Here is a 24,711-nt window from a genome sequence, read left to right as displayed (position 1 = left end):
GGGTTGGGGTTTTCGTGCGGATGTAGCTATATATGCAAGTTGCTGTGGATTATTCAATTATTGGTTTTGCTTATACCTTATTATATATACTTAAAAATTTTAGATTGTTCTTTTTGAGGTTTTGGCGCATTTGCCCATGTTCTTTTAATAGAAATGACATTTATACGTCTTCCATAGTGCATAACCCCTTAATTTTTATATATTTAAGGTAGATACTTAATTTTATCTTAAAGTTCTAAACCATGAGAAGGTTGTTTTATGTCACTTTTGGTTTTATAATATTCTTTGGCTTCCATGCAAATGCTCAGGGCAATATTCATTCTCCAGGCGAAGGCGGTGTATTTACGGCAAATAGACTGGCTGGTCTTAAAGGAAACAGCAGTGCGGGGTATGCGGAAGAGTATGACCTTGGCAATAACCCAAGTGCCATGAACCTTTTTAGTGATTTACGGATGAAGTTTGCGCGTTTGGGAGAAGAGGTGAACCTTACTTTGGATGACATTGATGGCACAATTTATGTGGATGAATCATTTCAATTGGGTGCACTTTATCATAATGGTGTTGTTTTTAAAAGAATGTACGCCCGATATGATGCATATAATGACGAGATAGAACTTAGGACAAGCCCAAATGCTGAAACCACCAGGGCTATGGTAAAAAATGAGGAATATTCATGCTCCATTCAAGGAAATGAATTTGTGTTCATGGAATATGTGGATGAAAATGGTGCAATTGTCAAAGGTTACCTTACCCCAATGGTCAGAGGTAGGGAATATGTGCTTTATCAAAAACAACTTAAAGTCTTTAAAGAAGGGAAACTGGCAAAGACTTCTTTGGACAGGCCATTTCCGCATCGATTTTTGGATAGGACCAAGTATTATGTTTCGATTGATGGAGGAACGCCTTCCTACATGAAAACAAAGAAGAAGGAAGTGTTATCGGTTTTTTCAGATAAGGATCAAAAAGAAGTTAAGAAATATATGAAGGATAAAAGGAGCAATGTGGATAAGGATATAGATTTGCTAAATTTGTTTGCATACGCCAATACTTTATAGAAGTTGTTTCCCTTAATGGAATAAAAATCAAAAAATGAAAAACAAAGAAAACTTTATTTGGACCTGTTTTATGATTGGGACAATGGTCTCGGTTTATGCCCAGGGAAATATCCATGTGCAGGGAGAAGGTGGGGTGTTTACCCCAGCGAGATTGGCTTTGCTGAAAAGTGATCACGGTGAACAGGCTGGTTTGGGCAATAACCCAGCCATGATGGATCTATACAACGACATGCGAATGAAATTTGGTCGCATGGGAGAAGAGGTGAATCTTACTTTAGATGATATTGATGGGACCATATACCTGAATGAGGACTTTACCTTAGGTGCCCTCTATGAAGATGGGGTGGCATTTAAAAGGTTGTACCTTCGGTATGATGCTTACAATGACGAGGTGGAGTTAAAGGAGTCAGCGGATTCTGAAATGGTCCGGGCCATGGTGAAGCATCCAAAGTATTCTTGCTCCATTGATGGTGATAAATTTGTCTATATGGATTACCAAAATGAAGATGGCGAGTCTGTAAGTGGATATTTAAAACCCTTGGTTTATGGAGATGGCTATGTTTTGTATGAAAAACAGATAAAAGTCTTTAAAGAAGGCAAACCGGCTAAGACCTCGTTGGATAATTCTTTCCCGCACCGCTTTTTGGACAAGACCGAGTATTATGTGTCCTCAGGAGGGGAGTTCCCGAAGTTCATGAAAACGAAAAAGTCGGATGTGCTTTCTGTGTTTCCTGATGATCAATATGGAGCCATGAAAAATTATGTGAAGGGTAAGCGCATCGATTTTGATGACAGTAGGGATTTGATGAATCTCTTCGCTTATGCAAATTCATTGTAAAATTGCAGACGTTATATTGCTGTAGCCCTCTGTATAGTAGAATCAAAAAAAATGAAAATGATAAAAAGAAAAGTATTGGGAATTTTTTTAATTCTCGGAGTGGTAACCGCTATAAATGCCCAAGGTAATATCCATGTGCAAGGAGAAGGAGGTGTTTTTACTGCGGATAGACTGGCGTTGTTGAAGAGTGGTGAAGGTGGTGGTTTGGGGAACAACCCTGCCATGATGAACCTTTACAATGACATGCGGAATAAGTTTGGTCGCTTGGGAGAAGAAGTCAATCTCACCTTGGAAGATATTGATGGGAGCATCTACCCCAATGAGAACTTTACTCTGGGCACATTGTATGAAGACGGTATTGCTTTTAAGAAGTTGTACCTGCGTTATGATGCCTATAATGACGAAGTGGAGCTAAAGGAATCCAAAGATGATGATGTGGTTCGGGCCATGGTGCAACATCCAAAGTACTCTTGCTCAATGAATGGGGAGGTCTACCAGTTCATAGGGTATATAGATGAAGATGGTGAATCCCAAAGAGGGTACTTGATGCCATTGACGGCTGGTGAGAACTACGCCTTGTTCATGAAGCAAATAAAAGTTTTTAAAGAGGGGAAACCCGCCAAGACCTCGTTGGACAATTCCTTCCCGCACCGTTTTTTGGATAAGACAGAATTTTATGTTTCCAAGTCAGGTGACGTACCCGTTTTTGTAAAGACAAGAAAATCAGAAATACTTTCTTTGTTTCGTGAGAAGAATCAAAAGATCATGAAAAACTATATGAAGGAAAAACGGCCCAATCTAAATGATGAGGATGATCTGCAGAATCTTTTTGCTTACGCCAATACCTTATAAAGTGGAAGGCAAAGAAATTAAATCTTAAACAGTACAGTTATGAAGCCATACATATTCGCACTTGTCCTAGGTGCTTTTTTCCTGAATTCCAGTGTTGCCCAGAATGTAAATGTGCAACCAGGAGTAAATGGTGGAAGCTTTGACCATGAATCTGCGTTCGGCAACAATCCTCACGTGCTAAACTTATATAATGACATGCGAATCAAGTTTGGCCGCATGGGTGAAGAGGTAAACTTGACCCTGGAAGATATTGATGGGACTATATACCTTAATGAGAATTTTACTTTGGGGTCTCTATATGAAGACGGGGAAGAGTTTAAAAAGCTGTATATGCGATACGATGCCTATAATGATGAAGTGGAACTAGAGGAGACACTGGGGTCAAACGTGGTGCGTGCCATGGTAAAGCATCCCATCTATTCCTGCGCTGTAAATGGCAACGAATACTATTACCTCGGGTATACTGATGAGGACGGCAACCCTCAAAAAGGGTATCTGACCCCAGTGGTAACTGGTGACGACTATACGCTTTTTGTAAAGCATATAAAAGTGTTCAAAGAAGGAAAACCTGCCAAGACCTCGTTGGACAACTCCTTTCCGCACCGCTTTTTGGACAAGACCGAATACTATGTCTCCAAAACCGGTGATGTTCCCATGTTTATGAAGACCAGAAAATCTGACGTGCTCTCTATGTTTTCCGAGGAAGACCAGAAAGCAATCAAAAGTTATATTAAGGATAAGCGTCCCAATGTAAATGATGGTGACGATTTGCGGAACCTATTCGCGTATGGTAATTCGTTGTAGTAAAGGTAGCAAAGATTGTATTTATTTGAAATTTAGAATGTTATTTAGGGAATTTATGTATCTTAAAAAAGAATAAAAATTGTGATGCATGGTATCCTTCAGATGCAAAGACTTCATGGAGAGTAAAACGTAGAATTTTTGAAGTTAATCTTAAAAACAAAAAAATGAAAAAGCAACTAATCTCTTGTTTTCTATTCCTGTTGGGGGTATCGGCTTTTGGTCAATACCAATTGATGAACCCTGCCTTTGCTAAAGGAGGTGATAAGGCGGGTAGGGATGCGCTCGGTCTCTGTTGTACATCTCAGGCCTCATTGGGCAACAATCCCTCCGTAATGAACTTTTTTTCCGATTTAAGGAACAAGTTTGGGGATGTTACGTTCACCAAAACAGATGGATATGCCAGAGTGCAGGGAAGTGCCTATTATGTGAAGGAATTTAAAAAGGCCACTATTTATGACAAAGGCGAGGAGGTTGCAGAATTTTATGTGCGATATGATGCATTTAACGATGACTTGGAGGTGAAGCGAAACAAGTATAGCCTTACAAAAGAATCACTTATTCGGGACGAGGATGTCTCTTGTGTGGTTGATGGACGCGAATATAGGTATATGTCGTTCAAGGACGACAACGATGAGATGGTAAAGGGTTATGTGGTTTCCATATATGAAGGAAACACCTACACAGTATATGAAAGGTTGCGCAAAACCTATAAGGATGGAAAATACGCAAAGACATCCCATGGAACTGATTTTCCACCACGCTTTTCAGACAAGACGGAGTACTACGTGGCGGTTTCCAATGATCCACCAGTCTATGCCAAATTGAACAAGAAAAAAGTATTGGACTTTTTTGATGGCTCTTCCAAAAAGGAATTGGCAAAGTATATCAAGAAAAAGAGTATTGGTTTTAAGAACGCGGAAGATTTAGTTTCCGTTTTTAGAAAAGCGGATATAATGGGCAATGAGATTGCTGTGGCCAGTAACTGAAAAAAGAAAAACTATTACAGTCAAAGCACCTTTTAATGGGTGCTTTTTTTATAGCCAAAATGTCCATTCAGACCATTTTTTAAGAGTTGGCCAACGCATGAATTGATATAAAATACGACAAACAATAAAAAATCTTTGAAATTAATTATATTGGGATTTGATTACTAATGAAATATCACTACATTTGCAGCCCTCAAAATGAGGGTTATTTAGTTTTTAATAGAAATTTTAATGCCAACAATTTCACAATTAGTACGAAAAGGAAGGGCCACAATTACCAAGAAGAGTAAATCGGCTGCTTTGGATTCGTGTCCTCAACGAAGAGGGGTTTGTACGCGGGTTTACACCACTACACCTAAAAAACCAAACTCTGCAATGCGTAAAGTTGCAAGGGTAAGGTTAACCAACGGTAAAGAGGTGAACGCATACATCCCTGGTGAAGGACACAACCTCCAAGAGCACTCGATAGTATTGGTTAGAGGTGGAAGAGTAAAGGATTTGCCTGGTGTGCGATATCATATCGTTCGTGGGGCGTTGGACACTGCCGGTGTGGCGGGAAGAACGCAACGTCGATCTAAATATGGTGCAAAGCGTCCTAAAAAGTAATCAACTTTAAGAAGAAGCGATGAGAAAAAAGCAGGCAAAGAAAAGACCGTTATTGCCAGACCCAAGATTTAACGATCAACTTGTTACACGTTTTGTGAACATGATGATGTGGGATGGTAAAAAGTCAGTTGCATTCAAGATTTTCTACGATGCAATTGATATTGTTGACGAAAAGAACACTGACGAAGAAAAAACAGGACTCGAACTATGGAAAGATGCCCTTTCCAATGTTATGCCACACGTTGAGGTAAGAAGTAGAAGAGTGGGTGGTGCAACATTCCAGATTCCAATGCAGATTCGTCCAGACAGAAAAATATCCACTGCCATGAAATGGTTGATTCTCTACGCAAGAAAGCGTAACGAGAAATCCATGGCGCAGAAACTGGCTTCTGAAATTTTGGCCGCTGCCAAAGAAGAAGGTGCCGCAGTGAAGAAAAGGGTAGATACACACAAAATGGCTGAGGCCAATAAAGCATTCTCACACTTTAGATTCTAATCATTACAATGGGAAGAGATTTAAAATATACAAGGAATATAGGTATTGCAGCTCACATTGATGCTGGTAAAACAACTACTACAGAGCGTATTCTTTTTTATACCGGTGTGAGCCACAAAATTGGTGAGGTGCACGATGGTGCAGCTACTATGGACTGGATGGAGCAAGAGCAGGAGCGTGGTATTACCATTACCTCTGCCGCTACTACCTGTACATGGAAGTTTCCCATGGAAAATGCACAGCCTTTGCCTGATACAAAAGACTACCACTTTAATATTATAGACACTCCCGGACACGTGGACTTTACCGTTGAGGTGAACCGTTCCCTTCGTGTTTTGGACGGATTGGTGTTCCTGTTCAGTGCCGTTGACGGTGTTGAGCCACAATCCGAAACCAACTGGAGATTGGCCGATAACTACAAAGTACCACGTATCGGTTTTGTGAACAAAATGGACCGTCAAGGTTCCAATTTCTTGAACGTGTGCAAACAAGTTCGTGAAATGTTGGGCTCCAATGCGGTGCCAATTGTATTGCCAATTGGTGACGAAGCTGATTTTAAAGGTATTGTTGACTTGGCGAAGAACAGGGCTGTTGTATGGCATGAGGATAACTTCGGTTCTACCTTTGATGTTGTGGAAATTCCTGCTGAAATGGAGGCTGAAGTGAAAGAATACAGAGCAGCTTTGATTGAAGCTGTTGCTGAATATGATGAAAACTTGATGGAAAAATTCTTCGAAGATGAAGATTCCATCACTGAGGAGGAAGTACACGCTGCTTTGCGTGCCGCAGTTATGGATAGAGCTATTATTCCTATGATTTGCGGTTCTTCCTTCAAAAACAAAGGGGTCCAATTCCTTTTGGATGCCGTTTGTCGCTACTTGCCTTCGCCTTTGGATAAGGATGATATCATCGGTATCAATCCAGATACAGAGAAAGAGGAAAGAAGAAAACCAGACCCAAAACAGCCGTTTTCAGCGCTTGCCTTTAAGATTGCTACCGATCCTTTTGTAGGTCGTTTGGCTTTCTTTAGAGCATATTCCGGTCGTTTGGACGCAGGTTCTTATATCCTGAACAACCGATCTGGAAACAAAGAGCGTATTTCACGTATCTATCAAATGCACTCCAATAAGCAAAACGCCATCGATTTTATCGAAGCGGGTGATATTGGTGCGGCGGTTGGATTTAAGGACATCAAGACTGGGGATACCCTTTCTGATGAGAAACATCCAATTGTATTGGAAAGTATGCAATTCCCTGATCCCGTTATCGGTATTGCCGTTGAGCCAAAAACAAAAGCAGACGTTGATAAGTTGGGTATGGCTTTGGCCAAGTTGGCCGAAGAAGATCCAACCTTCCAGGTTAAAACCGATGAGGCTTCAGGTCAGACCATCATCTCTGGTATGGGTGAGCTTCACTTGGATATCATTGTGGATCGTTTGCGACGTGAGTTTAAGGTTGAGGTTAACCAAGGTCAGCCTCAAGTGGAATACAAAGAAGCGATTACACAAGCGGCAAATCACAGAGAAGTTTACAAAAAGCAATCCGGTGGTCGAGGTAAATTCGCGGATATTGTCTTTACCATGGAGCCTGCCGCTGAAGATGTGGTTGGATTGGAGTTTGTGAATGAAATAAAAGGAGGTAACATTCCTAAAGAATATATTCCATCTGTTGAAAAAGGATTCAAAGAGGCTATGAAGAATGGTCCTTTGGCCGGATTTGAGATGGATAGTATGAAGATTACCTTAAAGGATGGTTCATTCCACCCTGTGGATTCCGATTCACTATCATTTGAATTGGCTGCAAAAATGGGGTACAAGGCCGCTGCCAAATCAGCCAAATCCGTATTAATGGAGCCCATCATGAAAATTGAGGTGTTGACACCTGAAGAAAACATGGGGGATATTGTTGGAGATTTGAACAGACGTAGAGGTACTATCAGTAGCATGAGCGATAGAGCTGGTGCCAAAGTAGTAAAGGGTGAAGTGCCCTTATCTGAAATGTTTGGTTATGTAACCTCTTTGAGGACCTTGTCTTCAGGAAGGGCTACATCTACAATGGAATTTTCACACTATGCCGAGACTCCTTCCAACATTGCGGAAGAGGTGATTAAAGCAGCTAAAGGAGTAACCGCTTAATTTTCAGCAAGATGAGTCAAAAAATTAGAATAAAATTGAAATCTTACGATCACAATTTGGTGGACAAATCTGCTGAAAAGATCGTGAAAACAGTAAAAACAACCGGTGCTGTGGTAACTGGGCCAATTCCATTGCCAACACACAAAAAGATATTTACGGTTTTGCGTTCACCCCACGTGAACAAAAAATCGAGAGAGCAGTTCCAATTGAGCTCTTACAAGAGATTGTTGGACATTTACAGCTCTTCATCAAAAACCATTGATGCCCTTATGAAGCTTGAGCTTCCCAGCGGCGTTGAGGTTGAGATCAAAGTTTGATGAGGACTTGACTTTCTGATTTGCAGAAAGTCTTAGCCGAACAAACACTGAGCGAAGTCGAAGTGTCTTATTGAAGAGATGCTGAAACAAGTTCAGCATAAACATGTCCCGGACGACGGTTCGGGAAAAACGGTGAAAGAAAAAAATCTGGGTCAGAGCAGAATCTTTTCTTGACCCAATTTTTTTGCCAAGAAATTGGCGCAGTTTAAAAGAGTAAACAATTAATAATTAAGTATATATGTCTGGGTTAATAGGAAAAAAAATCGGTATGACCAGCATCTTCGACGAGAATGGAAAGAACATTCCATGTACCGTTCTTGAAGCTGGACCATGCGTGGTTACCCAAGTCAGAACCGAAGAGGTTGACGGGTACAAAGGCCTTCAACTTGGTTTCGATGACAAGGCAGAAAAACGTGCAAACAAGGCCGAATCCGGTCACTTTAAAAAAGCAGGTGCTTCTCCAAAGAAAAAGGTCGTTGAGTTCCAAGGATTTGAAGGTGAATACAAATTGGGAGACACCGTAGGTGTTGACATTTTCATGGAAGGTGAGTTTGTTGACGTTGTAGGAACTTCCAAAGGAAAAGGATTCCAAGGGGTTGTAAAACGCCATGGTTTTGGAGGAGTGGGTCAAGCGACCCACGGTCAGCATAACCGATTGAGAGCTCCTGGTTCCATCGGTGCTGCTTCATATCCAGCCCGTGTTTTCAAAGGAATGCGAATGGCAGGCCAAATGGGAAATGAAAGAGTGACAGTGCAAAACTTAAGAGTATTGAAGGTGGTTCCAGAGAAAAACCTTTTGGTTGTAAAAGGATGTGTACCTGGTCACAAAAATTCATACGTAACTATTCAAAGGTGGCAATAATGAAGGTAGCAGTTTTAGATATCAAAGGAAAAGAAACCGGAAGGAAGGTAGACCTTTCTGACGATGTTTTTGCCGTAGAGCCCAATGAGCATGCCATTTATTTGGATGTAAAGCAATACTTGGCACACCAAAGGCAAGGTACCCATAAATCAAAGGAAAGAGCTGAGATTGCCGGAAGTACCCGTAAGATCAAGAAACAAAAGGGAACCGGTACCGCAAGGGCTGGTAGCATCAAGTCTCCTATTTTTAAGGGAGGTGGTAGAATCTTTGGTCCAAGACCTAAGGATTATACCCAAAAATTGAACAAGAACGTTAAGCGATTGGCCCGTAAATCGGCCTTGAGCATAAAGTCCAAAGAGAAAGCTTTGGTGGTTGTGGAAGACTTTAATTTTGAGGCGCCCAAAACCAAGGATTTTGTAGCATTTTTGACTTCTTTGGGCCTTGAGAACAAAAAGTCTCTTATTGTGTTGGGTGATACAAATAATAACGTATATTTGTCGTCGCGTAATTTAGAGCGTTCCGAAGTCGTAACTGGTTCACAATTAAATACTTACAAAATAGTTAACGCTAACAGTTTAGTATTGACCGAAAGTGCTTTGGAAGGAATTGAATCGAACCTAAAGAAATAAGAATATCATGAGTGTGTTGATAAGACCGATAATTACGGAGAAGATGACCGCTGATAGCGAGCTTTTCAATCGTTATGGTTTCTATGTTGACCCGAGTGCCAACAAATTAGAGATCAAAGACGCTGTTGAAGCCACTTATGGTGTTTCTGTGGAAAAGGTAAGAACCATGAATTATGGTCCAACCCGTAAGAGTCGCTATACAAAAACCGGAATCCAGCATGGAAAAACAAATGCCATGAAGAAGGCAATTGTTGATGTGGCCGAAGGTGACATAATTGATTTTTACAGTAATCTATAAAGACGAGAAATGTCAGTTAGAAAATTAAAACCGATAACCCCTGGTCAGCGTTTTAGAGTAGTAAACGGATTTGACGCGATTACTACTGATAAGCCGGAGAAAAGCTTGCTTGCTCCGTTAAAAAAGACAGGTGGTAGGAACAGTCAAGGAAAAATGACCATGCGCCATAGAGGTGGAGGTCATAAGAGAAGATATCGTATCATCGATTTCAAAAGGGACAAACAAGGAGTAGATGCCACTGTGGTTTCTATTCAGTACGACCCCAACAGAACTGCATTTATCGCCTTGGTAGAGTACAAGGACGGTGAAAAAAGATATGTGGTTGCCCAAAACGGGATGCAAGTAGGTCAGACCATCAAGTCTGGAGCTGGTGCCACCCCAGAAATTGGAAACGCACTTCCTTTAAGTGAAATTCCATTGGGAACCATTGTCTCTTGCATAGAATTGAGACCTGGTCAAGGAGCGATCATGGCACGAAGTGCCGGTACATTTGCCCAGTTGATGGCCAAGGATGGTAAGTTCGTTACCGTTAAACTTCCTTCTGGTGAAACCCGTATGATCTTGGCCACTTGTTTGGCCACCATCGGAGCGGTTTCCAACTCAGATCACCAATTGTTGGTGTCTGGTAAAGCCGGTAGAAGCAGATGGTTGGGCAGAAGACCAAGAACAAGACCAGTAGCCATGAACCCTGTAGATCACCCAATGGGTGGTGGTGAAGGAAGGGCTTCCGGAGGTCATCCAAGATCTAGAAACGGCATTCCTGCAAAAGGATTTAGAACCCGTTCCAAGACCAAGGACACCAATAGATATATCATAGAACGTAGAAAGAAATAAAAGAAAAAGTAAATGGCACGTTCGTTAAAAAAAGGACCATACGTTCATTTTAGTTTGGAGAAAAAAGTCCAAGCCAATATAGAATCAGGAAAGAAAACGGTTATCAAAACATGGTCAAGAGCCTCAATGATAACGCCGGATTTTGTGGGACAGACCATCGCAGTGCACAACGGGAGACAATTTGTTCCTGTGTATGTAACCGAGAACATGGTAGGTCACAAACTTGGAGAATTTTCACCTACACGATCTTTTAGGGGTCATGCGGGAGCTAAAAACAAAGGTAAAAAGTAAGTAAGCTATGGGAGTTCGTAAAAGACAAATGGCCGAAAGGTTAAAGGAAGAGAAAAAGCAACTTGCTATTGCAAAGCTTAACAATTGCCCAACGTCTCCAAGAAAGATGCGTTTGGTAGCTGATTTGGTACGAGGAAAACAGGTAGAAATGGCTTTGGCTATTTTGAAGTTCAACCAAAAGGAAGCTTCAAGAAAGTTGGAAAAGCTTTTGCTTTCCGCTATCGCCAATTGGGAAGCCAAGAATGAGGAGGCCAATATTGAGGAAGCCGATCTTTACATCAAGGAAATCCGTGTAGACGGAGGAACCATGTTGAAGCGTTTGAGACCAGCTCCCCAAGGAAGGGCTCACAGAATCAGAAAGCGTTCCAATCATGTGACCATGATCGTGGAGGCCAATAACAACGTTCAAAGCTAGAAGATATAATATGGGACAAAAGACCAATCCAATAGGAAATCGCTTAGGAATTATCAGAGGATGGGAATCCAACTGGTACGGAGGAAACGATTACGGCGATAAGCTGGCTGAGGATGATAAAATAAGAAAGTACGTGCATGCACGATTGGCCAAGGCCAGTGTATCACGAGTGATCATAGAACGCACCTTGAAGTTGATCACCATTACCATTACCACGGCTCGTCCTGGTATCATCATTGGTAAAGGAGGTCAAGAAGTTGATAAGCTTAAGGAAGAGCTTAAGAAAATCACCAACAAGGAAGTTCAGATCAATATTCACGAGATCAAGAGACCTGAGCTGGATGCCAATTTGGTAGCTGCCAGTGTTGCAAGACAGATTGAGAGCAGGATTTCATACCGTAGAGCCATTAAAATGGCCATTGCAGCAGCAATGCGTATGAATGCTGAGGGAATCAAGATTCAGATTTCTGGACGTTTGAATGGTGCTGAAATGGCACGTTCCGAGTCTTACAAAGAAGGAAGGATTCCATTGTCAACCTTCCGTGCCGATGTGGATTATGCCTTGCACGAAGCCCACACTACCTATGGTAGATTGGGAATCAAGGTATGGATCATGAAGGGTGAGGTTTACGGAAAAAGAGAACTTTCCCCATTGGTAGGATTGAGCAAGAGTCAAGGAAAAGGCGGTAAACAAGATGGTGGTAAAAAGCCACGCCGTAGAAAGTAATAAGATAAAGTAAGGTAAGATGTTACAGCCAAAAAGAACAAAATTTCGTAAAGCCCAGAAGGGGCGTATGAAAGGAATCTCACAAAGAGGGCACCAACTTTCCAATGGAATGTTCGGTATCAAGTCCATGGATTCGCACTTCATTACTTCCCGTCAAATAGAGGCTGCACGTATCGCTGCGACAAGATACATGAAGAGGCAAGGTCAGTTGTGGATCAAGATTTTCCCGGACAAGCCCATCACCAAGAAGCCTCTTGAGGTTCGTATGGGTAAAGGTAAGGGTGCTCCAGAATACTGGGTGGCCATTGTAAAGCCAGGAAGAATCATGTTCGAGATTGCCGGTGTACCCATGGATGTTGCCAAGGAAGCTTTGAGACTAGCGGCTCAAAAATTGCCGGTAAAGACCAAGTTTGTTGTAGCTAGGGATTATTCCGCTTAATTTTTAATTGGGAAGAAAGATGAGACAATCAGAAATAAAAGAACTTTCAATTGAAGAGCTAAAGGAGCGTTTGGCCGAGTTCAAAAAACAACATGCCGACCTGAAAATGGCACATGCCGTTACTCCTTTGGAAAATCCTTTACAGATCAGAAAGACAAGAAGGACGGTAGCAAGACTTGCAACTGAATTAACTAAAAGGGAATTACAATAATTGGTTCTGCCTTATGGAAAACAGAAATTTAAGAAAAGAAAGAATAGGCGTTGTTACCAGCAACAAAATGGAGAAATCAATTGTGGTTTCTGAGGTAAAACGAGTTAAGCACCCAATGTACGGGAAATTCGTTTTGAAGACCAAGAAATATGTTGCCCATGACGAAAAGAACGATTGCAACGAAGGTGATACCGTCAAAATAATGGAAACCCGTCCCTTGAGCAAAACAAAATGCTGGAGGTTGGTTGAAATCCTTGAAAGAGCTAAATAATTATGGTACAGCAAGAATCAAGATTAAAGGTTGCGGACAATACTGGTGCAAAGGAAGTTTTGACCATCCGCGTATTGGGAGGAACAAAAAGAAGATATGCTTCCTTGGGTGACAAAATTGTGGTTACCGTAAAAGAAGCTACTCCAAATGGTACTGTAAAGAAAGGTTCTGTATCAACAGCAGTTGTTGTTCGTACCAAAAAGGAAGTAAGAAGGCCAGATGGTTCTTACATCCGTTTTGATGACAATGCTTGCGTATTGTTGAACCCAACCGGCGAAATGAGGGGAACCCGTGTTTTTGGACCGGTTGCCAGAGAACTTAGGGACAGACAGTTCATGAAGATTGTTTCATTGGCACCTGAAGTGCTGTAATAGAAATATCAGAGAGATGAAGTTGAAAATAAAAACAGGGGATACGGTAAGAGTCATTGCGGGAGACCACAAGGGCAGCGAAGGCAAAGTACTTCGTGTAGACCGTGAAAAGAACAAGGCCATCGTGGAAGGCATCAATGAGGTGTCCAAACACGAAAAGCCAAGTGCTCAGAACCCTCAAGGAGGCATAACAAAAAAGGAAGCTCCTATCCATATTTCTAACCTATCGTTGATCGATCCAAAATCTGGTGACGCCACACGTGTTGGTTACGAAGTACGCGATGGAAAGAAAGTTAGGGTTTCCAAAAAATCCAATGAAGTAATTTAGTCATGAGCTACATTCCAAGATTAAAGCAAGAATATAAGGAGCGCGTGATCAAGGCGCTTACCGACGAGTTCGGTTACAAGAACGTAATGCAGGTTCCAAAGTTGCAAAAGATAGTAGTGAGCCGTGGAGTTGGAGCTGCCGTATCTGATAAGAAGCTTATTGATCATGCTGTGGACGAGTTGACCAACATTACAGGTCAAAAAGCAGTGGCCACCCTTTCTAAAAAGGACGTTGCTTCCTTTAAATTGAGAAAAGGGATGCCCATTGGAGCCAAAGTAACGTTGAGAGGAGAGCGCATGTATGAGTTTTTGGACAGATTGATCACCAGTGCCCTTCCAAGGGTACGTGATTTCCAAGGTGTAAGAGCTACCGGATTTGACGGTAGAGGAAACTACAACTTGGGGGTTACCGAACAGATTATCTTTCCAGAGATCAATATTGACAGAATTAACAGGATCAACGGAATGGACATCACATTTGTGACCACCGCTGAAACTGATAAAGAAGCAAAATCGTTGTTAACCGAATTGGGAGTACCCTTTAAAAAGAACTAGTATGGCCAAGGAATCAATGAAAGCCCGTGAGAGAAAAAGGGCAAAAATGGTTGAGAAATACGCCGAAAAGAGAAAAGCTTTAAAAGAGGCCGGAGATTATGAGGCCTTGCAAAAGCTACCTAAGAATGCATCTCCTGTGCGTATGCGTAACCGTTGCAAATTGACCGGAAGACCAAGGGGCTACATGAGAACCTTCGGTATCTCTAGGGTGATGTTCAGGGAAATGGCCAACAAGGGCTTGATTCCAGGAGTTAAAAAGGCAAGTTGGTAATTTAGATATAGAAAAGAAATGCTTACAGATCCAATTTCAGATTATTTGACCAGAATCAGGAATGCCAGCAAGGCAGGCCATAGGGTAGTGGATATCCCTGGTTCAAACCTAAAGAGACAGATTACCAAAATATTGTTTGATCAAGGCTATATTTTGAGTTATAAGTTCGAGGAGGATAAAGTTCAAGGGAACATTAAAATAGCCCTTAAGTACGATAAAGCTACCAAGGAGCCCATTATTAAAAGACTAGAGCGTGTAAGTAAGCCAGGTCTTCGTAAGTATTCCGGTTCTGGGGACTTGCCAAGGGTCTTGAACGGTTTAGGTATTGCCATTGTGTCCACTTCACACGGAGTAATGACCAGCAAGCAAGCCAAACAAGAGAATGTAGGTGGTGAAGTATTGTGCTACGTATATTAATTGAGAAAAGAGAAGAAAAATGTCAAGAATAGGTAACAATCCAATCGCAATTCCAGAAGGAGTAACCGTAGAGGTTAAAGATGCCTTGGTTACCGTAAAAGGTAAATTGGGGGAACTTACACAAGATTTCTCGGGAGTTGATGTAAAGGTTGAGGAAGGTAAGGTTTTGGTTACAAGACCTTCTGACTCCAAAGAACACAAAGCAAAACACGGTCTATACCGCGCCCTTTTTTCCAATATGATAAAAGGTGTATCCCAAGGATGGACCAAGGAATTGGAGTTGGTAGGGGTTGGATACAGAGCCAGCAACCAAGGCCAGAAATTGGATTTGGCCCTAGGATTCTCTCACAATATCATCATGGACATTGCTCCAGAAGTGAAGATCGAGACCGTCTCAGAAAAAGGGAAAAACCCTATTGTAAAACTAACATCTCACGACAAACAATTGGTGGGCCAAGTTGCTGCCAAGATCAGGGGTTTCCGTAAGCCAGAGCCTTACAAAGGAAAAGGTATCAAGTTTGTTGGTGAGCAACTAAGAAGAAAAGCAGGTAAATCAGCTTAATAATTAAGACTATGGGATTATCTAAGACTGAAAGAAAACAACGCATCCGAAGAAGAATACGTAAGGTATCCTCCGGAACTGAGGCAAGACCAAGATTGTCTGTCTTCAGAAGCAATAAAGAAATTTATGCCCAGTTGATAGACGACGTTAAGGGTGTTACTTTGGCTGCTGCCTCATCCCGAGATAAGGATGTTGACGCCAAAGGAAGCAAATCCGAAGTCGCAACCGCAGTGGGCAAGGCCATAGCAGAAAAGGCCCTTAAGCTTGGTGTAGAAGCCGTTGCTTTTGACAGAGGTGGAAACCTTTATCACGGAAGAGTAAAATCATTGGCCGAAGGAGCTAGGGAAGCAGGACTAAAATTCTAATAAGACTATGTACCAGAAATACAAAAACGTAGAGATAGTTAAGCCAGGGGGACTGGAGTTGAAAGACCGTTTGGTTGGAGTGCAAAGGGTTACCAAGGTAACAAAAGGAGGTAGAGCCTTTGGTTTTTCAGCAATAGTTGTTGTTGGTGATGAAAACGGTGTTGTTGGACATGGTTTGGGAAAATCCAAAGAAGTAGCCACTGCAATTGCTAAAGCTATCGAGGATGCCAAAAAGAACTTGGTTCGTATTCCTTTGACCAAAGCAACGCTTCCCCACGAGCAAAAAGGGAAGTATGGAGGTGCCAGGGTGTACATTAAGCCTGCATCCCACGGTACCGGGGTAATCGCCGGTGGTGCGGTAAGGGCGGTATTGGAAGCTGTTGGAGTACAGGACGTATTGTCTAAGTCCCAAGGTTCTTCCAACCCTCACAACGTGGTAAAAGCAACTTTTGATGCCCTTTTGCAATTGAGAAGTGCGGAAACCGTGGCACAACAAAGAGGTATTTCTTTGGAAAAAGTCTTTAAAGGATAAATAGAGGATATTATGTCAAAGATTAAGGTAAAACAGATAAAGAGCGCCATCAAAAAGCCACAGAACCAAAAAAGAACTTTGGAGGCTCTTGGGTTGCGCAAGATCGGGCAGGTTGTTGAGCATGATGCAACTCCCAATATCCTTGGAATGGTAAATAAGGTAAAACACTTGGTTTCCACAGAGGAAGCTTAAAATATAACGGCACATGGATTTACATAATCTTAAACCAGCGAAAGGCGCTGTGCACAAAGAAGGAAAACGTGTAGGTAGGGGAGAAGGCTCTGGAAAAGGAGGCACTGCCACCCGTGGACACAAAGGAGCCAAGTCTAGGTCTGGATATTCCAAAAAGATTGGTTTTGAAGGAGGTCAGATGCCTTTGCAAAGACGTGTTCCCAAGTTTGGTTTCACAAACATCAACCGAAAGGAATACAGAGGCATCAACTTGGGCAAATTGCAAGAGTTGGTAGACAATGGTACAATTAAGAAAGAAGTTACTTTTGACATCCTTGTTGAAAATGGTTTGGCCCACAAAAACGATTTGGTAAAGATTTTGGGTGATGGCGAATTAAAAGCTGGCCTAAAAGTGTCTGTACATAAATTTAGTGCTTCCGCTAAAGCTGCCATAGAGAAAGCTGGAGGTGAGGCAATAAGTTTATAAGGAATAGTTATAGCATGAAGAAATTTATAGAGACCATATCAAATATCTGGAAAATCGATGAACTGAGACAGCGTATCATCCTAACCCTTGGGTTACTGTTGGTATATCGTTTTGGTACCCGTATTGTACTTCCAGGTATAGATACTACCCAATTGACCCAGTTGGCTTCAAGTACCGATTCGGGTATTTTGGGAATTCTTAATGCTTTCACAGGAGGCGCTTTTGCCAATGCATCGGTTTTTGCATTGGGAATTATGCCCTATATCTCCGCCTCCATTGTGGTTCAGTTGATGGGAATAGCCATTCCGTATCTTCAAAAACTACAAAAAGAAGGAGAAAGTGGCAGAAAGACCATAAATCAGATTACAAGATGGTTGACCATCGGAATCTGTATTGTTCAGGCTCCTGCCTATTTGTACGGTCTGGGTGCACTTGGTGTTCCGGATAGTGCTTTTGTTTTGGGCAAAGGTTTGGATTTCATCATCCCATCTGTTATTATTTTGGTGACCGGATGTGTGTTTGCGATGTGGTTGGGTGAGAAGATTACGGACAAAGGTATCGGAAACGGTATTTCATTGTTGATCATGGTTGGTATCATTGCTACTATGCCCCAATCCTTTGTTCAGGAATTTGTCTCTAGGACCACAAACAATACCGGAGGTATCATGTTCATGTTGATTGAGGTCATCATTTGGTTCTTGGTCATCTTGGCGAGTGTGCTTTTGGTTATGGCTGTTAGACAGATTCCAGTGCAATACGCAAGAAGAACAGCCTCTGGTGGTTACGAAAAGAATATCATGGGAGCGCGACAGTACATTCCGCTAAAATTGAATGCCTCTGGGGTTATGCCCATCATTTTTGCACAGGCTATTATGTTTGCACCAAGTTTGTTGGGAAGAACCTTTAACGATACTGCTGTTGGACAATGGATGGAAGTACAGTTTGCTGATATTTTTGGATTGGCTTACAACATTTTGTTTGCCATTTTGATTATAATTTTCACCTATTTCTATACAGCGATCACCGTGCCTACCAACAAAATGGCCGATGATTTGAAAAGAAGTGGAGGGTTTATACCCGGTATCCGTCCAGGAAAAGAAACAGGGGATTATTTGGATAAGATCATGTCATTGATAACTTTACCTGGATCCGTGTTTTTGGCGCTGTTGGCCGTTTTGCCAGCTGTTGTCGTAAAATTGATGGATGTACAGGCTGGATGGGCCTTGTTTTACGGAGGAACATCACTGTTGATCATGGTGGGTGTGGCTATAGATACGGTACAACAAGTAAACTCATATTTGTTGAACAGACATTATGATGGCCTGATGAAAACCGGAAAAAACAGAAAAGTAGCATAACATGGCAAAGCAACCAGCAATAGAACAAGACGGGACTATTATTGAAGCATTGTCCAATGCAATGTTCAGAGTGGAATTGGAGAATGGGCACGTTGTTACGGCGCATATATCCGGGAAAATGAGAATGCACTACATTAAGTTGCTTCCCGGTGATAAAGTAAAGTTGGAGATGAGTCCATACGATTTAACAAAAGCAAGAATTACTTATAGATACTAGTTACATGAAAGTAAGAGCATCAATAAAGAAGAGAAGTGCCGACTGCAAGATTGTTCGCAGAAAGGGCAGATTGTACGTAATCAACAAAAAGAATCCTAGATTTAAACAAAGACAAGGGTAATTATGGCAAGAATTGCAGGGGTTGACATACCTAAACAAAAGCGAGGCGTTATTTCACTTACCTACATTTATGGAATAGGTAAAAGTAGGGCCCAAGAGATTTTGGCTAAGGCCCAAGTAAGTGAAGATACCAAGGTTTCTGATTGGAACGATGACGAAATCGGGAAGATCAGGGAAGCCGTTTCTGAGTATACCATTGAAGGTGAGCTTCGTTCTGAGACCCAATTGAACATCAAGCGATTGATGGACATTGGTTGCTACCGTGGAATTCGCCACAGAGCCGGATTGCCATTGAGAGGTCAGCGTACCAAGAACAACTCTAGGACCAGAAAAGGAAAAAGAAAAACGGTTGCCAACAAGAAAAAAGCAACGAAATAATAAGAACATAGTCATTAGTATTTAGACGTTAGAAGAATCTGTTTGAAATGTAAAAGTCTAGGATTCCAATAACTAAGAACTAACACTAGAAACTAAAAAATATGGCAAAGGCAAATACCAAAACAACAAAAAAACGCAAGGTAATCGTTGAGTCTACCGGCGAGGCACACGTTGTTGCATCTTTCAACAACATCATTATATCCCTTACCAACAAGAAAGGGGATGTAATCTCGTGGTCCTCTGCTGGGAAAATGGGTTTCCGCGGTTCTAAAAAGAACACCCCTTATGCTGCTCAAGTAGCCGCTGAGGATTGCGCAAAAGTTGCCCACGAAGCAGGATTGCGTAAAGTAAAGGTTTACGTGAAGGGACCAGGAAACGGCAGGGAATCTGCTATCCGTTCCATTCACAACGCTGGGATTGAGGTAACCGAAATCATAGATGTTACCCCACTTCCACACAACGGTTGTAGACCGCCCAAAAGAAGAAGAGTTTAATAATCAGTTTTAATAATGGCCCAAAAGGGTCTTCACCCGAAGGTGCAGTTAGATTATCGAAGGATAAGCCTTAATTCATAATCGCACTTTCAAACTAATAGAAGATGGCAAGATACACAGGACCAAAAACAAAAATCGCTAGAAAATTTGGAGAAGCGATTTTCGGGGACGACAAATCCTTTGAAAAGAAAAATTACCCTCCAGGACAGCACGGCAACAACAGACGCCGTGGTAAAAAATCAGAATACGCAATCCAGTTGATGGAAAAGCAAAAAGCCAAGTATACCTACGGTATTTTGGAGAAGCAGTTCCGTAACCTTTTCGCCGAAGCCAAAAGAAAAGAAGGTGTTACCGGTGAAATTTTGCTTCAATTGTGCGAATCCCGTTTGGACAATGTAGTCTACAGAATGGGAATTTCCCCATCACGAAGAGGAGCACGTCAGTTGGTTTCGCACCGTCACATTACCGTAAATGGAAATGTGGTGAACATTCCATCGTACACCCTAAAGGCTGGAGACGTTGTAGGTGTTCGTGAAAAATCAAAATCCGTACAATCCATTGAGGATTCTTTGTCTGCCAACAGCAGCGTATACGAATGGATCACTTGGAATTCCGAAAAGAAAGAAGGTACGTATGTATCGGTTCCTGAAAGAATTCAAATTCCTGAAAACATCAAGGAACAGTTGATCGTCGAATTATACTCTAAATAAAATTCAACATTAATCCAATTATGGCATTACTTAATTTTCAGAAGCCCGATAAAGTTATAATGATAGATTCAACAGATTTCGAAGGGAAATTTGAATTTCGCCCTTTGGAACCTGGCTATGGATTAACAGTTGGGAATGCGCTGAGAAGGGTATTACTTTCCTCTTTGGAAGGTTTTGCCATCACTTCTGTGCGCATAGATGGAGTTGAACATGAGTTTTCTGTTATCCCAGGCGTTGTTGAAGACGTAACTGAGATCATTTTGAACCTAAAGCAGGTTCGTTTTAAAAGACAGATTGATGATGTTGAGAGCGAGACAGTTTCCATTTCCGTTAGCGGAAAGGAACAGTTGACTGCTGGCGATTTCCAAAAATTCATCTCAGGATATCAAGTGCTCAACCCAGAATTGGTGATCTGCAACATGGATCCCAAAGTGAGCATCAACCTTGAGATTATCATAGAAAAAGGACGTGGCTACGTTCCTGCTGAGGAAAACAAAAAATCCAATGCCCCATTGGGAAGCATTGCGGTTGACTCTGTTTACACTCCGGTAAAGAACGTAAAATACAGCATTGAAAACTTCAGGGTAGAGCAAAAGACCGATTACGAAAAGTTGGTTTTTGAAATCCTTACCGATGGTTCCATCCATCCTAAGGATGCTTTGACCGAAGCTGCCAAAGTATTGATTCACCACTTTATGTTGTTCTCTGATGAGCGCATCACCCTTGAGGCCGATGAAATCGCTCAGACCGAGACCTACGATGAGGAATCCTTGCACATGCGTCAATTGTTGAAGACCAAATTGGTAGACATGGACTTGTCCGTTAGGGCATTGAACTGTCTAAAAGCTGCCGAAGTGGATACTTTGGGTGATTTGGTTTCCTTCAATAAAAATGATTTGATGAAGTTCAGAAACTTCGGTAAAAAATCATTGACCGAGTTGGAAGAGTTGGTCATCAACAAAGGTCTACAATTTGGTATGGACCTTTCCAAATACAAATTAGATAAAGATTAATAATCATATTTTGCTCCCCATTTAAATTGGGTCTGGTAGCAAGATGATAAACAAGAAAGATGAGACACGGAAAGAAATTCAATCACTTAGGTAGAACAGCGGCCCACAGAAAGGCCATGTTGGCCAATATGGCTTGCTCCCTTATCGAGCATAAGCGTATCAATACCACTGTGGCCAAAGCGAAAGCTTTGAAGCAGTTTGTTGAGCCTTTGATCACAAAAGCCAAGATTGAGAACAATCAAACTACCGAAAAAGGTACACACAACAGAAGGGTTGTTTTCAGTAACTTGAGAAGCAAGGAAGCGATTACTGAACTTTTTAGCACTGTTGCTGAAAAAGTAGCGGACAGACCAGGAGGATATACCCGAATCATTAAGTTGGGTAACCGATTGGGTGATAACGCCGATATGGCCATGATCGAACTAGTGGATTTCAACGAGGTATACAACGCAGGTAAACCCAAAAAGAAATCGACCAGAAGAAGTAGAAGGGGAGGAAGCAAGAAAGCGGAGCCTGTGGCACCAACGGCTGAAACCAAAACTGACGATTCTGAAGAATAAGAACAATGTTATTAACTATTGTATTAGTGGAAAAAGGATAAGTGAAAACTTATCCTTTTTTTATGTTTTTTTGTAAACTGAAAAATTGGAACACTTCATGAAGTATCACGAAAAGAAAAAAGCACTGTTATTGTTGGCGGATGGTACCATTTTCTACGGGAAAGCTGTAGGGGGCAAAGAAGGTACTGCCGTTGGAGAAGTATGTTTTAACACCGGTATGACAGGGTATCAGGAAATCTTTACCGACCCCTCATATTTTGGACAGTTGATGGTCACCACCAATGCCCATATTGGGAACTATGGAGCCCATACAGACGAAGTTGAATCGGATTCCGTGAAAATCGCTGGGCTTATCTGTAAAAATTTCAGCTACGAGTACTCAAGACCCGATGCCAGCATGAGCTTGTTGGAGTTTTTGAACAATAACAATCTGTTTGCCATCTCCGATGTGGATACCCGAGCCTTGGTAAGTTATATTCGTGATAACGGCGCCATGAACGCCTTAATTTCTACAAGGGTAGATGAGATTGATGCACTAAAGGAAGAATTGAAACAAGTCCCCAGCATGGAAGGTTTGGAACTTTCCTCCAAGGTTTCCACCAAGGAGCCCTACTACTACGGGGATGAAAATTCGACCTACAGGATTTCAGCTTTGGATATCGGTATCAAAAAGAATATTCTAAGAAACTTGGCCAAAAGAGGTGCCTACATCAAGGTATTTCCATACAACACTTCCTTTGAGGAAATGGAGAAATGGAATCCAGATGGGTACTTTATTTCCAATGGACCTGGAGATCCAGAACCGTTGACGGATGCGATTACCGCGGCAAAAAAGATGATCAATTCTGATAAACCATTGTTCGGTATTTGTTTGGGACACCAAGTATTGGCCTTGGCCAATGGGGTTTCCACCTACAAGATGCACAATGGACACCGCGGTATCAACCACCCTATTTTGAACTTGGTTACTGGAAAAGGTGAGATTACGTCCCAAAACCATGGGTTTGCCATCAATAAGGAAGAAACCGAGGCGCATCCTGAATTGGAGATCACCCACACCCACTTGAACGATCATACCGTAGCTGGGATAAAAATGAAGGAAAAGGACGTATTTTCGGTACAATATCACCCAGAAGCAAGTCCAGGGCCACACGATGCCGACTATCTGTTCGACCAATTTTTTGATGCGATCAAAACAGGAAAGAACTAAAACGTTATAGTTTTATTTTTAGGTTACCAAGCCCATAATATGGGCTGTTTCATACTGTTAAAAGGGTCACCTTTTCGTATCTTTGCCGAATTAAATTACAATCATAAACTTTGAATACAATGAGCATTATTATCAATATTCATGCAAGACAGATATTAGATTCAAGAGGTAATCCTACCGTGGAGGTGGATGTGGTTACCGAAAATGGAATTTTGGGAAGGGCAGCTGTACCTTCCGGAGCCTCAACAGGAGAACACGAGGCTGTTGAATTACGGGATGGAGGAGATTCCTTTATGGGAAAAGGTGTTGGAAAAGCCGTAAACAATGTCAACACTGTTATTGCTGAAGAGTTGGTAGGCACTTCGGTTTTTGATCAAAATGCTATCGATCAAACCATGATTGAGCTTGATGGTACGCCCAACAAATCCAAATTGGGTGCCAATGCAATTTTGGGGGTTTCTTTGGCGGTGGCCAAAGCCGCTGCCAATGAATTGGGAATGCCTTTGTACCGTTATGTAGGTGGTGTTAGCGCCAATACACTTCCTGTACCCATGATGAACATCATCAATGGGGGTTCTCACTCCGATGCGCCCATTGCGTTCCAAGAGTTTATGATCATGCCTGTAAAGGCGAAAGATTTTAGCCACTCCATGCAAATGGGTACTGAAATCTTCCATAACCTTAAAAAAGTATTGCACGACCGTGGTTTGAGTACAGCTGTAGGTGATGAAGGTGGTTTTGCCCCAACATTGGAAGGTGGAACCGAGGACGCTTTGGATACCATCGGTAAAGCGGTTGAAAAAGCAGGGTACAAATTGGGTGACGATGTAATGATCGCTTTGGACTGCGCATCTGCAGAATTCTATGTTGATGGCAAATACGACTACACCAAGTTTGAAGGCGATAAAGGAATGGTTCGAACTTCTGAAGAGCAAGCCCAATATTTGGCTGACCTTTGTGAAAAATACCCAATCATCTCCATTGAAGATGGAATGGATGAGAACGATTGGGAAGGTTGGAAACTCCTTACGGATAAAATCGGAGACAAAGTTCAGTTGGTAGGTGACGATTTGTTCGTTACAAACGTAGAGCGCTTGTCCAGAGGTATTGAAAACGGAATTGCCAACTCCATTTTGATCAAGGTAAACCAAATTGGAACCTTAAGTGAGACCATCGCTGCGGTGAATATGGCCAAAAATGCAGGATACACTTCCGTAATGTCACACCGTTCAGGAGAAACCGAAGACAACACTATCGCCGATTTGGCTGTGGCGTTGAATACAGGTCAAATTAAGACCGGTTCTGCTTCACGAAGTGACCGTATGGCAAAATACAATCAATTATTGCGCATCGAGGAAGAGTTGGGAAGTGTTGCCTATTATCCTCAGGAAAAAGCCTTTAAGGTAAAATAAGCATAAAGATTATTTAGCATAATAAAAGCCTTTCTCAATTGTGAAAGGCTTTTTTTTGTTTCAATACTAAACTTTAGCTAAATTATAGCATCGAACCAACAGAACTAACTTACGT

General features: G+C 41.8%; 39 protein-coding genes. All 39 read left to right on the top strand.

The window, feature by feature from the left end; genetic code table 11:
- The first annotated feature begins 242 nt into the window (after positions 1 to 242).
- Entirely contained in the window at positions 243 to 1,055 is an 813-nt protein-coding gene (locus tag FG28_RS03055) for a hypothetical protein (protein ID WP_036379867.1), read from the top strand.
- 34 nt (positions 1,056 to 1,089) lie between these two features.
- A complete protein-coding gene (locus tag FG28_RS03050) occupies positions 1,090 to 1,893 on the top strand; it encodes a hypothetical protein (RefSeq protein ID WP_036379865.1) in 804 nt (267 codons plus the stop codon).
- A 57-nt stretch (positions 1,894 to 1,950) separates the two neighbouring features.
- Positions 1,951 to 2,745, top strand: a complete 795-nt coding sequence (locus FG28_RS03045) for a hypothetical protein (protein ID WP_156102189.1) — start codon at positions 1,951 to 1,953, stop codon at positions 2,743 to 2,745.
- A 39-nt stretch (positions 2,746 to 2,784) separates the two neighbouring features.
- Positions 2,785 to 3,549: a hypothetical protein gene (locus FG28_RS03040; protein WP_036379863.1), complete on the top strand. Its 765-nt coding sequence runs from the start codon at positions 2,785 to 2,787 to the stop codon at positions 3,547 to 3,549.
- A 164-nt stretch (positions 3,550 to 3,713) separates the two neighbouring features.
- Complete coding sequence (locus tag FG28_RS03035; RefSeq protein WP_036379862.1) at positions 3,714 to 4,535, top strand: hypothetical protein; 822 nt, start codon at positions 3,714 to 3,716, stop codon at positions 4,533 to 4,535.
- Positions 4,536 to 4,766: 231 nt separating this feature from the next.
- Positions 4,767 to 5,141: a 30S ribosomal protein S12 gene (rpsL, locus tag FG28_RS03030; protein WP_013305196.1), complete on the top strand. Its 375-nt coding sequence runs from the start codon at positions 4,767 to 4,769 to the stop codon at positions 5,139 to 5,141.
- Positions 5,142 to 5,160: 19 nt separating this feature from the next.
- Positions 5,161 to 5,637, top strand: coding sequence for a 30S ribosomal protein S7 (rpsG, locus tag FG28_RS03025; RefSeq protein WP_036379861.1), 477 nt, complete (start codon positions 5,161 to 5,163; stop codon positions 5,635 to 5,637).
- A gap of 8 nt (positions 5,638 to 5,645) precedes the next feature.
- Entirely contained in the window at positions 5,646 to 7,772 is a 2,127-nt protein-coding gene (fusA, locus tag FG28_RS03020) for an elongation factor G (protein WP_036379860.1), read from the top strand.
- Between the two features lie 11 nt (positions 7,773 to 7,783).
- Positions 7,784 to 8,089, top strand: coding sequence for a 30S ribosomal protein S10 (rpsJ, locus tag FG28_RS03015; RefSeq protein WP_007094989.1), 306 nt, complete (start codon positions 7,784 to 7,786; stop codon positions 8,087 to 8,089).
- Between the two features lie 238 nt (positions 8,090 to 8,327).
- Entirely contained in the window at positions 8,328 to 8,951 is a 624-nt protein-coding gene (gene rplC / locus FG28_RS03010; protein WP_036379857.1) for a 50S ribosomal protein L3, read from the top strand.
- Positions 8,951 to 9,580 (top strand): 50S ribosomal protein L4, encoded by a 630-nt coding sequence (rplD, locus tag FG28_RS03005; protein WP_036379855.1) that lies wholly within the window; start codon positions 8,951 to 8,953, stop codon positions 9,578 to 9,580. The genes rplC and rplD overlap by 1 nt, the downstream gene beginning before the upstream one ends.
- 7 nt (positions 9,581 to 9,587) lie before the next feature.
- Positions 9,588 to 9,878: a 50S ribosomal protein L23 gene (gene rplW, locus FG28_RS03000; RefSeq protein WP_036379853.1), complete on the top strand. Its 291-nt coding sequence runs from the start codon at positions 9,588 to 9,590 to the stop codon at positions 9,876 to 9,878.
- Between the two features lie 9 nt (positions 9,879 to 9,887).
- The gene (gene rplB / locus FG28_RS02995) at positions 9,888 to 10,712 is read left to right on the top strand and encodes a 50S ribosomal protein L2 (protein WP_036379850.1); all 825 of its coding nucleotides are present in this window, start codon (positions 9,888 to 9,890) and stop codon (positions 10,710 to 10,712) included.
- Positions 10,713 to 10,724: 12 nt separating this feature from the next.
- Complete coding sequence (gene rpsS / locus FG28_RS02990; RefSeq protein WP_036379848.1) at positions 10,725 to 11,003, top strand: 30S ribosomal protein S19; 279 nt, start codon at positions 10,725 to 10,727, stop codon at positions 11,001 to 11,003.
- Positions 11,004 to 11,010: 7 nt separating this feature from the next.
- Complete coding sequence (gene rplV, locus FG28_RS02985) at positions 11,011 to 11,418, top strand: 50S ribosomal protein L22 (protein WP_036379846.1); 408 nt, start codon at positions 11,011 to 11,013, stop codon at positions 11,416 to 11,418.
- Positions 11,419 to 11,428: 10 nt separating this feature from the next.
- Complete coding sequence (gene rpsC / locus FG28_RS02980; protein ID WP_036379843.1) at positions 11,429 to 12,145, top strand: 30S ribosomal protein S3; 717 nt, start codon at positions 11,429 to 11,431, stop codon at positions 12,143 to 12,145.
- Positions 12,146 to 12,164: 19 nt separating this feature from the next.
- Positions 12,165 to 12,584 (top strand): 50S ribosomal protein L16, encoded by a 420-nt coding sequence (gene rplP, locus FG28_RS02975; RefSeq protein ID WP_036379840.1) that lies wholly within the window; start codon positions 12,165 to 12,167, stop codon positions 12,582 to 12,584.
- A gap of 19 nt (positions 12,585 to 12,603) precedes the next feature.
- A complete protein-coding gene (gene rpmC / locus FG28_RS02970; protein ID WP_014032004.1) occupies positions 12,604 to 12,795 on the top strand; it encodes a 50S ribosomal protein L29 in 192 nt (63 codons plus the stop codon).
- 13 nt (positions 12,796 to 12,808) lie between these two features.
- Entirely contained in the window at positions 12,809 to 13,066 is a 258-nt protein-coding gene (gene rpsQ, locus FG28_RS02965; protein WP_014032003.1) for a 30S ribosomal protein S17, read from the top strand.
- Positions 13,067 to 13,068: 2 nt separating this feature from the next.
- The gene (gene rplN / locus FG28_RS02960) at positions 13,069 to 13,437 is read left to right on the top strand and encodes a 50S ribosomal protein L14 (protein ID WP_036379836.1); all 369 of its coding nucleotides are present in this window, start codon (positions 13,069 to 13,071) and stop codon (positions 13,435 to 13,437) included.
- Between the two features lie 16 nt (positions 13,438 to 13,453).
- Positions 13,454 to 13,765, top strand: coding sequence for a 50S ribosomal protein L24 (gene rplX / locus FG28_RS02955; RefSeq protein WP_036379834.1), 312 nt, complete (start codon positions 13,454 to 13,456; stop codon positions 13,763 to 13,765).
- A 2-nt stretch (positions 13,766 to 13,767) separates the two neighbouring features.
- On the top strand, positions 13,768 to 14,319 hold the full coding sequence (gene rplE, locus FG28_RS02950; protein ID WP_036379832.1) for a 50S ribosomal protein L5: 552 nt from the start codon (positions 13,768 to 13,770) through the stop codon (positions 14,317 to 14,319).
- Position 14,320: 1 nt separating this feature from the next.
- The gene (rpsN, locus tag FG28_RS02945) at positions 14,321 to 14,590 is read left to right on the top strand and encodes a 30S ribosomal protein S14 (protein WP_036379829.1); all 270 of its coding nucleotides are present in this window, start codon (positions 14,321 to 14,323) and stop codon (positions 14,588 to 14,590) included.
- Between the two features lie 18 nt (positions 14,591 to 14,608).
- The gene (gene rpsH / locus FG28_RS02940) at positions 14,609 to 15,007 is read left to right on the top strand and encodes a 30S ribosomal protein S8 (protein WP_036379827.1); all 399 of its coding nucleotides are present in this window, start codon (positions 14,609 to 14,611) and stop codon (positions 15,005 to 15,007) included.
- A gap of 19 nt (positions 15,008 to 15,026) precedes the next feature.
- Positions 15,027 to 15,569 carry a 50S ribosomal protein L6 gene (rplF, locus tag FG28_RS02935; RefSeq protein ID WP_036379825.1) on the top strand — a complete coding sequence of 181 codons (543 nt, stop codon included), beginning with the start codon at positions 15,027 to 15,029 and terminating at the stop codon, positions 15,567 to 15,569.
- 11 nt (positions 15,570 to 15,580) lie between these two features.
- Positions 15,581 to 15,934 carry a 50S ribosomal protein L18 gene (gene rplR, locus FG28_RS02930; RefSeq protein WP_036379822.1) on the top strand — a complete coding sequence of 118 codons (354 nt, stop codon included), beginning with the start codon at positions 15,581 to 15,583 and terminating at the stop codon, positions 15,932 to 15,934.
- A 7-nt stretch (positions 15,935 to 15,941) separates the two neighbouring features.
- Positions 15,942 to 16,466: a 30S ribosomal protein S5 gene (gene rpsE, locus FG28_RS02925; RefSeq protein WP_036379820.1), complete on the top strand. Its 525-nt coding sequence runs from the start codon at positions 15,942 to 15,944 to the stop codon at positions 16,464 to 16,466.
- Between the two features lie 12 nt (positions 16,467 to 16,478).
- Positions 16,479 to 16,658, top strand: coding sequence for a 50S ribosomal protein L30 (gene rpmD, locus FG28_RS02920; protein WP_036379818.1), 180 nt, complete (start codon positions 16,479 to 16,481; stop codon positions 16,656 to 16,658).
- A gap of 13 nt (positions 16,659 to 16,671) precedes the next feature.
- Positions 16,672 to 17,124, top strand: a complete 453-nt coding sequence (rplO, locus tag FG28_RS02915; protein ID WP_036379815.1) for a 50S ribosomal protein L15 — start codon at positions 16,672 to 16,674, stop codon at positions 17,122 to 17,124.
- A 14-nt stretch (positions 17,125 to 17,138) separates the two neighbouring features.
- The gene (gene secY, locus FG28_RS02910; protein ID WP_036379813.1) at positions 17,139 to 18,482 is read left to right on the top strand and encodes a preprotein translocase subunit SecY; all 1,344 of its coding nucleotides are present in this window, start codon (positions 17,139 to 17,141) and stop codon (positions 18,480 to 18,482) included.
- 1 nt (position 18,483) lies between these two features.
- The gene (gene infA, locus FG28_RS02905; protein WP_014031991.1) at positions 18,484 to 18,699 is read left to right on the top strand and encodes a translation initiation factor IF-1; all 216 of its coding nucleotides are present in this window, start codon (positions 18,484 to 18,486) and stop codon (positions 18,697 to 18,699) included.
- Positions 18,700 to 18,703: 4 nt separating this feature from the next.
- Complete coding sequence (ykgO, locus tag FG28_RS20410) at positions 18,704 to 18,820, top strand: type B 50S ribosomal protein L36 (protein ID WP_010519235.1); 117 nt, start codon at positions 18,704 to 18,706, stop codon at positions 18,818 to 18,820.
- Between the two features lie 2 nt (positions 18,821 to 18,822).
- Positions 18,823 to 19,197: a 30S ribosomal protein S13 gene (rpsM, locus tag FG28_RS02900; RefSeq protein ID WP_036379807.1), complete on the top strand. Its 375-nt coding sequence runs from the start codon at positions 18,823 to 18,825 to the stop codon at positions 19,195 to 19,197.
- A 101-nt stretch (positions 19,198 to 19,298) separates the two neighbouring features.
- Positions 19,299 to 19,691 carry a 30S ribosomal protein S11 gene (gene rpsK / locus FG28_RS02895; protein WP_036379804.1) on the top strand — a complete coding sequence of 131 codons (393 nt, stop codon included), beginning with the start codon at positions 19,299 to 19,301 and terminating at the stop codon, positions 19,689 to 19,691.
- A gap of 104 nt (positions 19,692 to 19,795) precedes the next feature.
- Positions 19,796 to 20,401, top strand: a complete 606-nt coding sequence (gene rpsD, locus FG28_RS02890) for a 30S ribosomal protein S4 (RefSeq protein WP_036379802.1) — start codon at positions 19,796 to 19,798, stop codon at positions 20,399 to 20,401.
- A gap of 20 nt (positions 20,402 to 20,421) precedes the next feature.
- On the top strand, positions 20,422 to 21,414 hold the full coding sequence (locus FG28_RS02885; RefSeq protein WP_036379800.1) for a DNA-directed RNA polymerase subunit alpha: 993 nt from the start codon (positions 20,422 to 20,424) through the stop codon (positions 21,412 to 21,414).
- A 59-nt stretch (positions 21,415 to 21,473) separates the two neighbouring features.
- Positions 21,474 to 21,974: a 50S ribosomal protein L17 gene (gene rplQ, locus FG28_RS02880; protein ID WP_036379797.1), complete on the top strand. Its 501-nt coding sequence runs from the start codon at positions 21,474 to 21,476 to the stop codon at positions 21,972 to 21,974.
- A gap of 97 nt (positions 21,975 to 22,071) precedes the next feature.
- Positions 22,072 to 23,184, top strand: coding sequence for a glutamine-hydrolyzing carbamoyl-phosphate synthase small subunit (gene carA / locus FG28_RS02875; protein ID WP_036379795.1), 1,113 nt, complete (start codon positions 22,072 to 22,074; stop codon positions 23,182 to 23,184).
- Between the two features lie 119 nt (positions 23,185 to 23,303).
- On the top strand, positions 23,304 to 24,596 hold the full coding sequence (eno, locus tag FG28_RS02870) for a phosphopyruvate hydratase (RefSeq protein ID WP_036379793.1): 1,293 nt from the start codon (positions 23,304 to 23,306) through the stop codon (positions 24,594 to 24,596).
- The last annotated feature ends 115 nt before the right edge of the window (positions 24,597 to 24,711 follow it).

The organism is Muricauda sp. MAR_2010_75, from assembly GCF_000745185.1.
GTDB lineage: Bacteria > Bacteroidota > Bacteroidia > Flavobacteriales > Flavobacteriaceae > Flagellimonas.
Note: the sequence above shows the minus strand (reverse complement) of the source record. Positions and strands in the feature narration are given on the sequence as shown.